We start from the raw sequence: 14,364 nt of genomic DNA, 5'->3' as shown, positions 1-14,364 counted from the left end.
TCTCCTTGATCGAACGTTCTCGAGTTCTCGGCGCGGTCGCATCCGAGAAACCCGAGGTTATGAAGCCAACACTGCAGATCTGTTGTCGGTTTCTTAGGAGTTGATGAGAATGCGACGGCCCTCGCTCCGAGCGAGGCCCCAGGCCTTGATCCGATGGCACCATGGCTGGGGTGAGTACACGCGAGCGCATCCTGATCGTTGACGACGACGCGAAGGTTCTGAATTCGCTCGAACGTGGACTCCGATTGTCGGGCTTCGACACGGCAACTGCCGTCGACGGACGATCGGCCTTGTCATCGGTGAACAAGCAATGCCCGGCCGCGCTCGTTCTCGACGTCAACATGCCCGGCCTCGACGGCGTCGGGGTGGTGACCGCCCTGCGCGCGATCGGCAACGAGGTTCCGATCTGCGTACTCAGCGCCCGAAGTTCCGTGGGTGATCGCATCGCGGGGCTGGAGGCGGGCGCCGACGACTACCTCACCAAGCCCTTCGAGTTGGCCGAGCTCGTCGCCAGACTCCGCGCATTACTTCGACGCACGACGCGAGCCACCCCGTCGGTCGACCATCCGATCACGGTGGGACCGCTGACGGTCGATCTCCGTGGCCATCGAGCGCACATCGACGGTAGACGAATCGAACTCACCAAAAGAGAATTCGACCTGTTGTCGGTACTCGCCGAGCACGCCGGTGTCGTACTCAGTCGCGCACAACTCCTGCGACTCGTCTGGGGTTACGACTTCGCTGCCGACACCAATGTCGTCGACGTCTTTGTCACCTATCTACGCAAGAAACTCGAAGTCGACGGGACTCCCCGCGTGATCCACACAGTGCGTGGGGTGGGCTTCGTCCTGAGGGCCGAACGATGAAGCGGCCGCTGTCACTTCAGACTCGCGTAGCCATCGCCTCGGGCCTGGCCGCCGGAATCGTGATTGCCGCGATCGGAATTGCGTTCGCGGTCTTTCTGCGTGTCAACGGATCCGAACAACTCGAACGCACTCTCGATTCCGTCACCCTGGGCGTCGCGGCGAGTGCGCCGAGCCCGCTATTCATCGAAACACCAACTGCAACAACAGAACCATCCGTGGTCAGCCCCGGATTCAACGCCGCGACCGTCAGCGCCTTGGCTACCACCGATGTTCGCAGTCGTGATGTTCTGGTGCCCGGCGACAGCGGCGCCGCACTGGCCGTCAGCATCCCCGAAGACCCACTGACCCAGGCAATCCGTGAGCAGCAGTTCCAAGTGGCCGCTGCAGCAGTGGTCGCCATCCTTGCCGCGGCCGGGCTCGGTTGGTTCCTCACCGGCCGAGCCGTCCGGCCACTACAGCAATTGACCGAGACCACCAGTTCGATCGGCAACAACCTCGACGTCGACGGACTCTCGCGCCGGGCACCGTCGGTACGTGGAACGCGAGAAGCCGAAGAACTGTCGGAGGCAATCCACAGCATGCTCAGTCGCATCGAAAGCGATCGAAGCCGCACCGAGGAGGCGTTGGAGTCGGCACGCGATTTCGCTCGCGTCTCCGCCCACGAACTGCGCACACCTCTCACGTCGATGCGTACCGATCTCGAAGTTCTCGCAACACTCGATCTCACGGAAAGCCAACGGCGCGAACTGTCCGGCGAATTGTTGGAAGCGCAGCGCCAGATCGAGCGCACCCTGACCGACCTCGAGACTCTAGCCCTGGGTGACGTGGCCGATCCCGAGGATTGTGCCGACGTCGATCTCGTGGAGGTTGCCGATCGCGCCGTTGCTGACGCAGGCCGTCTGCACCCGCAGGTCGACGTTCGTTTGAAAGCACCGGAAGAACTTTCGGTTCAGGCCTTTCCCGCGGGTATCCGTCTGGTGCTGACCAACGCCGTCACCAATTCCGTTCGGCACGGCAATGCCGACGAAGTCGAGATCACCGTCCGATCAGGGGCTGCGACGGGTTCGGCGACGGTATTCGTCGACGACAACGGCACCGTGATCGCGCCTTCGGAACGCGAAGCGATGTTCGAGAGATTCGTTCGTGGTACCGGTGCGGGCGACGCCGGAAGCGGTTTGGGACTGGCCCTCGTCGCGCAGCAGGCGAGGCTGCACGGCGGTAGCGCGCGACTCGACAAGAGCCCACTCGGCGGAACTCGATTGATCTTCTCGATCAACCCAATTCGACGTGCAGAGCCTCGAGCAGCGGCTTGGCCGCCTCGTCGAAGAATCGGTCTTGGGTATCTCCACCGATCTGTACCAGTGCCACATCGGTGAATCCGGCGTCCGTGTATGCCTTGACCGCTTCGACGATCACATCGAGATCGGGACCACACGGAATGCTTTCAGCTACATCCTCTTTGCGCACGAACTGAGTCGCACCCGAGAAGCTCGCCGGCGTCGGCAGTTCGGAGTTCACGGACCACCCTCCGCCGAACCACCGGAACTGCTGATGAGCTCGTGCAATTGCCGTGTCGCGATCAGGGTCCCACGAGATCGGAATCTGACCGATGGTCCGGCCTGCGGGAGCCAATCCGTATGCTCGGCCGTGCACGTGCTTCCACAAGTGCACTAGCTCCGAATCCGGTTGCACGGCAATCAGATCGTCGGCCATCGGACCGAAACGCTCGACGGACTTGTCTCCGGACATGGCCAGCGCCAGCGGAACCGGGTTCTCGGGGAGATCCCAGATCCTGGCGGACTGGACGTCGAAGTACTCCCCCTTCCAGCTCACCAGATCTCCGGCGAGCAGTGCGCGAATGATGCTCACCGCCTCCTGCAGCATGTCCTGGCGGGTGTCGATGGACGGCCAACCCTCGCCGACCACATGCTCGTTCAGGCTCTCGCCACTTCCCAATCCCAGGGTGAAGCGTCCGTCCGCGAGGATCTGGATCGTCGCAGCTTTCTGAGCGACGACGGCGGGGTGGTACCTCACGGTCGGACAAGTCACGTACGTCATCAAACCGACTCGCTCGGTGGCGTGGGCGACTGCCCCCAGCACCGACCAGGCGTAGGGTGCATGCCCCTGCTCGGTCAGCCACGGCGAGTAGTGATCACTCATCACTTCGAAGTCGAAGCCGACTTCTTCGGCCCGAACTGCATGGCGAACCAGTTCTTTCGGACCTGCCTGCTCCGTCATCAAGGTGTAGCCGAATCGTGCCATCACTGATCAACTCCCGGTATCTAGGCCTGAAACGAGTTCGGAAATCACACTGCCGTCGAGGTGGTCGAGGAGGTCGCGGGCGTCGTCGTACACGGCAGCCGCACCCGCACCTTCGAGTTCGTCGGTCGACATGCCGCCGCTGCGCACTCCCACAGCCACAACGCCCGCCCATGTCGCCGCCTTCATGTCCCAGACGGCATCCCCGACCATGACCGCATTGCCCGCGTCGACACCTGCCTTCGCGAGCGCGACCTCGATCAGGTCCGGATCAGGTTTGGCCTCGTCGACGGATTCCGAAGAGGTGGCGGCGTAGATCATTTCGTCGATGTCGAGCGTCCGGCGTAGCAGCTTCAGTTCGTCGTCCGGCGCCGAGGTAGCGAGCACCACGTGCAGTCCGAGCGAGTGAACTCGGCGGATCAACTCGCGCGCTCCCGGCAGTACTCGGAGACGGTCGGCCGACTGCCGGTAGTACGTGGTGTGAAGTTCTTTGGCTCGCGGTCCGCACCCGTCGATGTCTTCGCCGAGCAAGGACTCCAGTAGTTGGTCTCCGTCCATGCCGATGCTGCGGTGTACCCGCCACGCGTCGACCGGGCGACCTACCTCGAAGAAAGCTCGCGACCACGCTTCTACGTGCAGATAGTTGGAATCGACGAGCGTTCCGTCGATGTCGAAGAGAACCGCACCTATTGCCATGGGAATTGACTGCCCAACACCTCGGTTCGCGAAACTTGTGCCCCGAGCATTCTCAGCTCGAGAAGCGGATCATGGAGAGTGCGAACAGCAGAAGTGCACGTCGAACAGGGGTGTCGTCATGGAGTCAGTCGTTGTATTCCTTCTCGCATGCTTCGTCTATTGGTTTGCGCTTCTGTAGTTGGGTAGACGGAAACGGACCGCTGCCGGGAAGTGATTTCCCTTGCAGCGGTCCGCATTCGGTAGACCTAGGCGATGCTCATGTCAGCGGGTCACTGACCTGCGCGTACACCTTCTTCGACGCGCTTGCCCAAATCTGCGTCGACGTTCTTCCAGTACTCGAAGACACGCAACAGAACTTCCTCACTGACGCCGGCAAGGGCGTGGCCGACGATGTTGCTCACCAGGCGCTCACGAGCTGCGTCGTCGAGAACTTCACGGACCAGCGTTCCGGCCTGCGTGAAGTCGCCGTCCTCGGCGTGCTCGATGTATCCGGCGCGCACTGCCTTGCCGTCGAACGCCCACAGTCCTTCGTCACCGGCAACCGACGGATCGGCATGCGGTCCGCCGTACGAGTTCGGTGCGTACACCGGCGTCGACGGGGAATTGAAGCTGTAACGCATGGCGCCCTCCTTGGAGTAGGAGTTCACCTCGTTCTTCGGGGCATTGACCGGCAGGTCGGCGTAGTTGGTGCCGATGCGGTAACGATGTGCGTCGGCGTAGGAGAAGACGCGGCCGAGAAGCATCTTGTCCGGGCTGAATCCGATGCCGGGCACCACGTTCGACGGCTCGAACGAAGCCTGCTCGATCTGCGCGAAGAAGTTCTCCGGGTTGCGGTTCAGCGTCCACTTGCCGACCTCGATCAGTGGGTAGTCCTTCTGGGACCAGACCTTGGTGAGGTCGAACGGGTTGAAGCGGTAGCCTTCGGCCTCGTCGACCGGCATGATCTGAACCTTGAGTGTCCAGCTCGGGAAATTACCGGCCTCGATGGCGTTGTACAGATCCGCGCGGTGGTAGTCGGGATCGCTACCGGCGAGGCTGTCTGCTTCGGCCTGCGTCAGGAACTCGATGCCCTGATCGGTCTTGAAGTGGTACTTCACCCAGAAGCGTTCACCCGCAGCGTTGACCCACTGGTAGGTGTGCGATCCGAAGCCGTCCATGTTGCGCCAGGTCTTCGGGATACCGCGGTCACCCATCAGCCAGGTCACCTGGTGAGCGGTCTCGGGACGCAGAGTCCAGAAGTCCCACTGCATGTCGTGGTCACGAAGACCGGAGCCGGGCAGTCGCTTCTGCGAACGAATGAAGTCGGGGAACTTGATGGCGTCCTTGATGAAGAACACCGGGGTGTTGTTGCCGACGAGGTCGTAGTTTCCCTCTTCGGTGTAGAACTTCATCGCAAAACCGCGCGGATCGCGCCAGGTGTCCGGGCTGCCCTGCTCACCGGCGACGGTGGAGAAGCGGACGAGGGACTCGGTCTTCTTACCCGGCTGCAGGAACGCGGCCTTGGTGTACTTGCTGACGTCGTGTGTGATGACGAGTTCACCGAAAGCGCCGCCGCCCTTGGCGTGGACGATGCGCTCCGGGACACGCTCGCGGTTGAACTGCGCGAGCTTCTCGATCAGGTAGTGGTCGTGAAGGAGCACCGGCCCCTGAATACCCGCGGTCAGCGATTCGTCATCACTTGCGACCGCGATACCGAAATTGTTGGTGGTGGGCTTGGTCATGGCGAAGCCTCCTAGCGTTGTGGGCTGGGCGTCAGAGGAGCGGGGCTGCATCCGAGTCGAACGCATGGGCTGCATGCGAGGTGGCTGACTCGGAGGTTCTGGACGCATCAATTCGATTCTGCGAGACCGCGTCCGACTCGGTGTCGGATTCGGCAGAATTCTTCAGGCAATCTTCGCAACGGCCCCAGAACACGACCTCGGCTTCGTCGATTTCGAAGCCGTGATTATCGGAAGGTTCGAGGCAGGGAGCTTGGCCGACAACACAATCGACGTCGACGACCTTGCCGCAGCCGCGACAGACGAGGTGATGGTGGTTGTCACCAGTCCTCGTCTCGAACCGTGCGGGCGAACCCGCCGGCTCGATGCGTCGCAGCAATCCTGCGTTCACGCATGCCTTGAGCACGTCGTAAACGGCCTGTGTGGATACCGATCCGAGCTGCTGCCGCACGAGTGCTGCAACAGAATCGGCGTCTGAATGCGGTTGGGCTGTAACCGCATCCAGCACGGCGAGGCGCGGAGCAGTGACCCTCAACCCGACGGCGCGCAGTTGCGCTCGGGGGTCGAAGTCATGCTCTCCGTCTCGCATGTTTCCCAGTATGCCGCTTTTCTGGAATTAGTCAAGAAAAGGATTGCCTAAGTTGAATCGAGACCGGTGTCACATATCAAGGACGGGAACAAATCCGGGGAGACCGCCGTTGAACACCCTGTCGGCGTCCGAACAAGCCCCGGGCCCCACCCCTTTTGTCGCTGCGAGCGACCACCCGCCGAGAGGCGCCTGTGGGACGTCGACACCTGACTTTCACACCACACGACCAAGGCCGCCCGGTCACTGACGGGCGGCCTTGGTCGCTTTTCGCAGGTCAAACCCCCGTTACCGACGCCTGGCCGCTCCCGTAGTCATTTTTCCGCCCAGAATCACGACGCCGTGATGGGTGCCCGCAGCCAACCAGTCCGGCAGGGTCTGCCCCTCTGCCTCGACGCTCACGCGCGCGTATCGGAACGATCCCGTCAGCCTTGCCGACGCGATCGCCAGACTTCCACCGGACTCCGGCTGCGCAAATCCCAACGCCCCGGCAATCGGCAGACGCGGCCCGAGCATCCGCGTATCCGAACGCACCCGCCATCCGTCGCCGGTTGCAGTGAATTTCTGCTGCACGTCTCCGTCGAACTCGGCCAGAACCTTGGGTAGTTGCCAGTGGACTCGCCCACCGTGCACCGACGGTTCCGAATCCACCGCGATGAAAGGGACCGCCATCCGCGGCATAGGCCCGATCCGTTTCCCTGGCGCATGCAAGACCGGACTGGCGAGGATCTCGCGATACGGGCCGACCGGCGAATCGAGGTAGTCCACCATCATGGCCACCGTCATCGGAATCGTTCGACCATCCGGGCCGAGCTCCCGCGCCGCCGACGTACTGCGGTGCCACCACAGTGTCGCGCGAACGCGAGCCGGCCACGGCGGCGGATCACTCACCGGCCAGTCGACGCGGTCACTTGTCGATTCAGGCACGCTCCACATCGGACACCTTCTCAGCTCGAATGGTCAGGGGAAGCCGCAAAGCGCCTGGTGCATGCGTCGGCACCACCGGATCGGACGGCAAAGTCGGATCGATACGTACGTATGGCTCGCCGGTCTTCGGGCGGGCGTCCGCGCCACCCTTGTTCGGCCACATCGCGCACGCTCGTTCCGCCTGCGCAGTGATGGTCAGGGAAGGATTCACTCCGAGATTTGCGCTCACCACCGAACCGTCCATGACGTGCAGTCCCTCATGACCGTATGCACGCAGATACGGATCGACGACGCCACTCGACGCGCTGTCACCGATCGCGCAGCCACCCAGAAAGTGTGCCGTCATCGGGATGTTCACGATCTCGGCGATGGAACCACCCGGGTCGCCGTCGATCTTCTCGGCGACCTTGCGAATGGCTGTATGACCCTGCGGAATCCACTGAGGAGGTGGATCGCCCGGTCCCGGTCTACTGGTGAGGGAGCGCCCGAATCGTTTGGTGTTCTTGGAAAGTTCGAGGGAGTTGTCGTCGGTCTGCATCACCAGCGCGATGACGGTTCGCTCGGACCAGTTCCGTACCGACAACGACCGCAAGAACGCTCCTGGGTGTCGGGCCGCGACTGCCAGAGTCTTCAGCACCCGGGGAGTTCGCCCACCGCCGTCACTCAGGACGGTCTGCAGAAGTCCTATTGCATTGCTGCCCTTGCCGTATCGCACCGGCTCGATGTGCGTGTGATCATCCGGGTGAAAGGACGACGTGATGGCTACGCCCTGCGTGAAGTTCCGTCGACGCGACTTCGACGTTGCGGCCAGTACGGCCTCGGAATTGGTACGTACGACGGTGCCGAGAGTATCCGACAGGCCCGGCAGGGCACCGGATTCCTTCATACCGAGCAGCAGCCTCGCCGTTCCGTACGTTCCGGCGGCAACCACCACCTGATCGGCGGTGAACCGAACTTCTCGCCGGCGGACGCCGTCCGTTCGCCTCGCGAGCAGGCTGTAACCACCGCTTGCCGCCGGCCGAAGGTCGGTGACGGTCGTGAGCGGATGAACCCTGGCGCCCGCTTGCTCGGCGAGATGGAGGTAGTTCTTGACCAGCGTGTTCTTCGCACCGACTCGGCAACCGGTCATACATCCCCCGCATTCCGTGCAACCTGTGCGTTCGGGTCCTTTTCCGCCGAAGAACGGGTCCGGCACGGAAACTCCTGCCTCCCCGAAGAAAACCCCGACGGGGGTGGACGTGAAGGTCTCCCCCACGCCCATCTCTTCGGCTACGTCCTTCATCACCGCATCGGCAGGAGTGAAGGACGGATTGGTGCGAACACCCAACATCCGTTTGGCCTGGTCGTAGTACGGCGCCAGTTCGTCGTGCCAGTCAGTGATGTGCGCCCACTGACGGTCTTCGAAGAACCGATTGGGTGGCTGATACAACGTGTTGGCGTAGTTCAACGACCCACCTCCGACGCCGGCCCCCGCCATCACGAGCACATCCGGAAGAAGATGGATGCGCTGAACCCCATAACATCCGATCCACGGCGCCCACAGGTACTTTCGAAGTCTCCAACTGGTTTCAGGCAACTCGTCGTCGGCAAACCGTCGACCGGCTTCGAGCACCCCGACGCGGTAGCCCTTCTCCGTCAGGCGAAGAGCGGCGACACTGCCACCGAATCCCGAACCGATAACCACCACGTCGTAGTGCGTCGCGGTCATGCCTCGACGCTTTCGATCTTGCGAGCGGAGTAGTTCTCCCGATCGAAATGCTCCAGCAGCGAACGGAATTTGAAAGTGAACGTCGGCCACTGCACCGAGTTGCGCCCCTCCGGATCGATGTACCAACTCGAGCATCCGCCCTTGTTCCACACCGTGTGCTGCAACTCGTGCTGAATTCCCTTGTTGTAGTGCACCTGCACCGTCTCGTTCACGTCGAGGGCATCGATCCGCTCTCGCTTCATGGTGTTCAAGGCGTCGTTGACGTACTCGGCCTGGGACTCGAGCATGTACACGATCGAACTGTGTCCGAGGTTGGTGTTCGGACCGTACATGAGGAACAGATTCGGGAACCCGCTGACCGCAGTACCCTTGTACGCGTTGGGACTACCGTTCCAATGTGCGGCCAGCGTCTCGCCACGTTTTCCGGTGATCAGATGCGCAACAGGCGGTTCCGTCGGCGTGAACCCCGTGGCGAAGATGATGGTGTCGACCTTGTGCTCGACTCCGCGTCCGTCGACCACTCCGTTTTCGGTGACCGAGACGAGCCCACTGTCGACCAGACTCACGTCCGCGCGGTCAAGGGTGCGCAACCAGTCGTTGGACAGAAGCATGCGCTTGCAACCGATCGTGAAATCGGGAGTCAGTTTCCGGCGCAACTCCGGATCTTTCACCTGTCTGCGCAGATGAAGGCGCGCGGCCGCCTCGAAGGCAGGCAGCACCCACGTCGCGTGCGACATCGCGGCACCGAGTAGCTCGCGGAAGCCGTAAACCCACCCTCGAATCACCTTCTGTGTAACGGGAATCCGCGAGTACACGGCCTTCTGTGCGGCAGGCAGGGTGCGATCCATCCGCGGAATCACCCAGGCCGGAGTTCGCTGGAACACGGTGACATGGGCAGCAGGGTCGGCAATTTCGGGAACGAACTGAACCGCCGACGCTCCCGTTCCGATCACGGCTACGCGCTCACCGCGCAGTTCGTGTTCGTGGTTCCACGTCGCCGAATGGAAAGTGGTCCCGGAGAATTGGTCGAGACCGGGAAAATCCGGGATCTTGGGCGTCGACAACGCTCCGGTCGCGGCGACCAGAGCTTTGGCCGTCAACGACCCTCGAGATGTCCGAATACGCCACAGCGCCGCATCCTCGTCCCACACAGCAGCTTCGAGTTCGCAGTTCAGGACTACGCGTTCCACGATGCCGGTGTCTGCGGCCACCTTCTTCAGATAGTTGTAGATCTCGGGTTGACGAGCAAAGGTATGACTCCAATCGGCGCTCGGTGCAAAAGAATACGAGTACAACGCCGTCGGCACGTCACAGGCACAGCCTGGATAGGTGTTGTCGCGCCAAGTGCCGCCGATGTCAGCTCCACGCTCGATCAACACGACGTCTGCAGCGCGATTGTCGCGAAGCATTCTGGCGGCCAAGCCCATACCGGCAAATCCGGCACCGACGATCAGCGTTTCGACATGTTCGGGAAGCTTCACTTCTTCTCCACTCGGGATTGCCAGGCCGGCAACAGTCGCGCTCTGAGCGCGTCGTCGGCTTCGGATGTACGAAACAGGGCTGAGACGGCAAGCCCACGAACGAGTTCGATGGTGAGTTCGACCGACTCGGAGTCGAACCGATCACCGAACAACTCGGCGCTGCCGAACTCGAGCGCCTCACTCACCTTGCGTTCGAGGGGCACCGTCGCCGCATGCAGAACGGGATCGGTCCGCGCCGCGACCCACAATTCGAGGGCGGCATAGAACAGCGGCCCGGAGAACGCGTCCGACAGGACCTCGAGGCCTCGACCACGATCCACTTCAGCGGTGAGGATTTCTTCCAGCCGCTTGTCGACCAGATACTCGACGGCCGCGACGACCAGCGATTCCTTGGTCGGAAAATGATGCAGTTGCGTACCCCGCGAGACGCCTGCGCGGCGGGCGATCTCTTGCGTGCTGGTCCGTGCGTAGCCCAGCTCGACCAACGATTCGACGGCGGCGTCGAGGAGGCGCCCACGCATCGCCGCTGTACGTTCGGCCTGGGTACGGCTTACTTTCGCATCGGAAGTGGTCTCGGTCACAAGACAACTGTAGAGCCGAAACGTAAAACAGTCCAGGCTGACTTCAAATCTTGACACGTAACATACCGGTCAGTCAGCTCTGCCTGATAACGTCCTCGCATCGAGCGGAGGGAAACAATCGCTATGCCAGAGCAAACAGCATTTCCACACCGCCGTGTCGGGTTGGTGGAAGACCACGAGTCGGTAGCAATCGGCGTGTCCGTGATGCTCGAGGACGAGCCGGACCTCGAATTGGTGTGCATCGCGACCACTGTGTCCGAGATGCTCGCTCAGAACGTCGCCTTGGATCTGGCAATCCTCGACCTCCGACTGGCCGACGGGTCATCGCCCAAGAGCAATGTCGAGCAACTGCGGTCCGCCGGGCTCGAGACATTGATCTTCACCGGGGCGGAAAACCCGTACCTCGTTCGCTCGGCCGCCCGTGCCGGCGTACTGGGTGTTGTACGCAAGTCCGAACCGACTGCCGTCGTGGTTGATGCGATACGCGCCGCCGCGTCGGGAAGGCAGGTGGTGACGACAGAGTGGGCTGCCGCAATCGACGGGGATCCAGGTCTCGACGAAGTGGGTCTGAGCCCTCGACAACTCGAGGTCCTCGAACTTTACGCATCCGGAGAGAAGGCGGATCGAGTTGCGCGACTCACCGGTTTGGCGCCGCAGACGGTTAACGACTACCTCCAGCGCATCAGGCAGAAATATGCGGCTGTCGGACGACCCGCACCGACAAAAACGGATTTGTACAAACGCGCGGTCGAAGACGGGGTGTTACCAATTCCTGAACGGCCTACTTCCGGAAAAAAGCTGACTTTGACTAACAATGAGGTTCGGCAACAATAACTCTCACAGCGCTGCCCCTGAAAATATGGGCAGAGGAATTGATGTCTGGGAAAAATTTCCCTCTTCGAATTACATTCATCTGACAAGAAGACGGCACTGTCGGGGGTCTGTCATTCCGCTACAGAGAAGTAAGGACGAAACTCATGACAGTCACTGTGGAAAACTGCATGGCACAGGATCCCGTCGGACCGCACCTTTCGGAGCGCGAAATCGAGGTTCTCAGGGAATGGCTACTGAGTGATTCGAAGTCACGCGTTGCTCAAAACCTCTACATCAGCGTGGGAACGGTGGGGACCCACCTGTCGCGGATTCGCGAGAAGTATGCCGACGTTGGAAGGAACGCACCGACGAAATGCGAATTACTCGTGCGAGCGATACAAGATCAGATAGTGACGATCGACGAACTCTGATCGACAGAGTTGCTTTCGACAAAACAGCCAGTGCTTCTGACGAAATTCTGAGGCTCTTCGGCCGTTTCATCGGCGCCGGCTATGTCTGCTATCTGATATTGCTTGCCCCTGCGATTGCAGAAGCCACCACGATGTCTGCGTCGTGGTGGACTCCACTGGCGGTGGTCGCGACTTTCGGTAGTGGGCTGGCGCTGGGAGCATCGACGTTCCACGCCGACACCCGATGGGTGAAACGAACTGCGAGCGCAAATGCGGTTCTCTACGTCGTGGTCATCCTCCTGTGGTGGCCGGCGTGGAATGGTGACCACGTCACAGATTTCACCTTGTGGATTTCCAATTTCCCCGGCGTCGCCAGCCTTGCTGCCGCTGCAGCTTGGCGACCGGCCGCTGCCGTCGTGCACCTTTTCGTAGTGGCAGCACTCGCACAGTTGACCAATCACATAATCCGGACGAGTCCCACGACGCACCTGTTGGTTCCCGACCTCGCCTTCGCCTGGACATTCTGCGCGGTTTTCGTAGCAGCGGCCGTCATGGCCTTGCGAACCGGACGAGTACTGGATGCGACCATCGCCACCACTCATGCCGCTGCCGCCGGCGCCGCCGCGGCCGACGCCAAATCCGTCGAACGCGAGAGATTCGACGCACTCATCCACGACACCGTGATGTCGACTCTGCTCGCTGCTTCGAGAAACGATGCCGATCCCTCGGTCGTCGCTCAGGCGCGAAGGACGGTGGCAAGACTCGACGAACTGCGCTCCGGAACCGACCACGAGACGAGTTTCGACTTCGACGGAATCCTCGCTCAGTTACGTTCAGCCGCTTCGGAAGTGGACGAAAACATCACGTTCGAGACCGCCCTCTCCGACGGGTCTGATCCGAGCGGATACGCACCCGACTCGATTCGTGCGATGGCCGGTGCGATGGCCGAGGCACTGCGCAACAGCGTCAAACACGCCGGAAGCAGTGCACGGCGTTCGCTCACGGTCACGGCAACCGCCACCCACCTCGAAGTAGTCGTCACCGACGACGGCGTCGGCTTCGATCCGAGCTCCGTCGAGACGCATCGCCTCGGAATCACTGTCAGCATCCGCGGCAGAATGCGTCAACTCGACGGCGGATCGGCAACCATTCGATCGTCACCCGGCCGCGGCACTTCGGTGACTCTGACGTTGAGCTTGCCCGTAGCGGTGATGACATGACCAGGCCGGACGGACGAGATGTCCGCGATCTTCTCGGCATGCACAGCCGTGCTGCTCGATTCATGGCTGCATGCTTCGCGCTCACCTGCGTGATCTCGGTCGCCTACACATCCTCCGACGTCCGCGCAGTCTGGCCGATGATCTTGGCAATTATCGTGTGCTCGACTGCGGCTTTCACACTCGTACTGAGCAGAGGCGACCCGATGCCGCTGGGGCAGAGCGTTCTGGTGTCTCTGACCGGCGCCGTCACGAGCGGCCTGGTGTTGTCAGTGGTTCCAGTCCCCGTCAACGACATGACTCAACTCTGGATGTTCGGGATGTCGACGGCAGTCTTCACCTTCATGTGCGTTCGTGGGCGTACAGCACTCGCGTGGCTCGGGCTTGGACTCATGGTGTTGGTGACCGCCATCTGGTCCTCCACCACCGGCCAGGGGGCCATGTACGGAGTGTCGTTGACGGTCATCAACGCGGGCCCTGTTCTGATGTCGACCTTCTTCGCATACACCATCCGTCCTCAAGCCAGGGTTATCTACGAACTTCGTGAGCAGTCCACCCAACGAATTGCCTCCGCATCCGCCAGTGCTGCGATTCTCGAGGAACGCGACGCGCAACTCGACAGGCTCGATGTCCTTGCACGCCCGCTCCTCGAACGGGTCGCTTCCGGGGTTCCACTGACAACCACCGAGCGGCAAGAATGCGAACTCCTCGAGGCGCAACTCCGAGATTCGCTGAGGGCGACAGGCTTACAACAAACAGATGTCATCGATGCTGTGCGTGCCGCTCGAAACCGCGGCGTCGAAGTGGTCCTGCTCGACGACCATGGAATGGATGGCGCGAACCCCGACGTGCGCGACCGAATCCACTCGAGCATCGTCCGGGAACTCACCGCGATCACGCGAGGAAAAGTGACCATACGGATCCTTCCACCTCGGCGTACCGCTATGGCCACGATGCTGGTCGACACTGAAGACGTTCGACGAATCGAGTTCGATCACAACGGAATGCAGCTGCTACGGCAGGGGGACCGGGGAGAGCTCGGCACCTCGTCCATGTCCGTCGATTCGACTACAGACAGCGCCGCCGAACCCGAATAGCTTTC

The 14,364-nt window shown here is 61.6% G+C and carries 13 protein-coding genes and 1 pseudogene; 6 read left to right on the top strand and 8 right to left on the bottom strand.

The window, feature by feature from the left end; translation table 11 throughout:
- The first annotated feature begins 161 nt into the window (after positions 1-161).
- A complete protein-coding gene (locus tag EHW12_RS02320) occupies positions 162-866 on the top strand; it encodes a response regulator transcription factor (RefSeq protein ID WP_042922831.1) in 705 nt (234 codons plus the stop codon).
- The gene (locus EHW12_RS02315) at positions 863-2,242 is read left to right on the top strand and encodes a HAMP domain-containing sensor histidine kinase (RefSeq protein WP_042446646.1); all 1,380 of its coding nucleotides are present in this window, start codon (positions 863-865) and stop codon (positions 2,240-2,242) included. The genes EHW12_RS02320 and EHW12_RS02315 overlap by 4 nt, the downstream gene beginning before the upstream one ends.
- On the opposite strand, the gene EHW12_RS02310 is transcribed toward EHW12_RS02315, so the two are convergent.
- The 8 genes from EHW12_RS02310 to EHW12_RS02275 form a co-directional block, all read right to left on the bottom strand.
- Positions 2,139-3,128: an LLM class F420-dependent oxidoreductase gene (locus EHW12_RS02310; RefSeq protein WP_007732341.1), complete on the bottom strand. Its 990-nt coding sequence runs from the start codon at positions 3,126-3,128 to the stop codon at positions 2,139-2,141. The two genes, EHW12_RS02315 and EHW12_RS02310, sit on opposite strands and share 104 nt — an antisense overlap.
- A gap of 6 nt (positions 3,129-3,134) precedes the next feature.
- A complete protein-coding gene (locus tag EHW12_RS02305) occupies positions 3,135-3,821 on the bottom strand; it encodes an HAD family hydrolase (RefSeq protein WP_003943463.1) in 687 nt (228 codons plus the stop codon).
- Between the two features lie 269 nt (positions 3,822-4,090).
- Positions 4,091-5,542, bottom strand: coding sequence for a catalase (locus EHW12_RS02300; RefSeq protein WP_003943483.1), 1,452 nt, complete (start codon positions 5,540-5,542; stop codon positions 4,091-4,093).
- A 31-nt stretch (positions 5,543-5,573) separates the two neighbouring features.
- Positions 5,574-6,128 carry a Fur family transcriptional regulator gene (locus EHW12_RS02295; protein ID WP_003943517.1) on the bottom strand — a complete coding sequence of 185 codons (555 nt, stop codon included), beginning with the start codon at positions 6,126-6,128 and terminating at the stop codon, positions 5,574-5,576.
- 285 nt (positions 6,129-6,413) lie between these two features.
- Complete coding sequence (locus EHW12_RS02290; RefSeq protein ID WP_125050239.1) at positions 6,414-7,061, bottom strand: hypothetical protein; 648 nt, start codon at positions 7,059-7,061, stop codon at positions 6,414-6,416.
- A complete protein-coding gene (locus tag EHW12_RS02285; protein WP_125050238.1) occupies positions 7,045-8,760 on the bottom strand; it encodes a GMC family oxidoreductase in 1,716 nt (571 codons plus the stop codon). The genes EHW12_RS02290 and EHW12_RS02285 overlap by 17 nt, the downstream gene beginning before the upstream one ends.
- Positions 8,757-10,241, bottom strand: coding sequence for an NAD(P)/FAD-dependent oxidoreductase (locus tag EHW12_RS02280; RefSeq protein WP_007732326.1), 1,485 nt, complete (start codon positions 10,239-10,241; stop codon positions 8,757-8,759). The genes EHW12_RS02285 and EHW12_RS02280 overlap by 4 nt, the downstream gene beginning before the upstream one ends.
- The gene (locus EHW12_RS02275) at positions 10,238-10,762 is read right to left on the bottom strand and encodes a TetR/AcrR family transcriptional regulator (RefSeq protein ID WP_202427151.1); all 525 of its coding nucleotides are present in this window, start codon (positions 10,760-10,762) and stop codon (positions 10,238-10,240) included. The genes EHW12_RS02280 and EHW12_RS02275 overlap by 4 nt, the downstream gene beginning before the upstream one ends.
- Positions 10,763-10,945: 183 nt before the next feature.
- Between EHW12_RS02275 and EHW12_RS02270 the strand changes: the two genes are divergently transcribed.
- From EHW12_RS02270 to EHW12_RS02255, 4 genes and pseudogenes are all read left to right on the top strand, one after another.
- Positions 10,946-11,656 (top strand): response regulator transcription factor, encoded by a 711-nt coding sequence (locus EHW12_RS02270; RefSeq protein ID WP_050656944.1) that lies wholly within the window; start codon positions 10,946-10,948, stop codon positions 11,654-11,656.
- 188 nt (positions 11,657-11,844) lie between these two features.
- Positions 11,845-12,066: pseudogene (locus tag EHW12_RS02265) on the top strand (LuxR C-terminal-related transcriptional regulator); the annotation flags it as partial.
- A 131-nt stretch (positions 12,067-12,197) separates the two neighbouring features.
- On the top strand, positions 12,198-13,265 hold the full coding sequence (locus tag EHW12_RS02260) for an ATP-binding protein (RefSeq protein ID WP_125050237.1): 1,068 nt from the start codon (positions 12,198-12,200) through the stop codon (positions 13,263-13,265).
- Positions 13,262-14,359, top strand: a complete 1,098-nt coding sequence (locus EHW12_RS02255) for a hypothetical protein (RefSeq protein ID WP_064111989.1) — start codon at positions 13,262-13,264, stop codon at positions 14,357-14,359. The genes EHW12_RS02260 and EHW12_RS02255 overlap by 4 nt, the downstream gene beginning before the upstream one ends.
- Positions 14,360-14,364 lie beyond the last annotated feature (5 nt).

It is taken from the genome of Rhodococcus sp. NJ-530 (assembly GCF_003860625.1).
Lineage (GTDB): Bacteria > Actinomycetota > Actinomycetes > Mycobacteriales > Mycobacteriaceae > Rhodococcus_F > Rhodococcus_F qingshengii.
The sequence above is the reverse complement of the archived record's forward strand: the minus strand, read 5'-3'. Positions and strand labels throughout refer to the sequence as shown.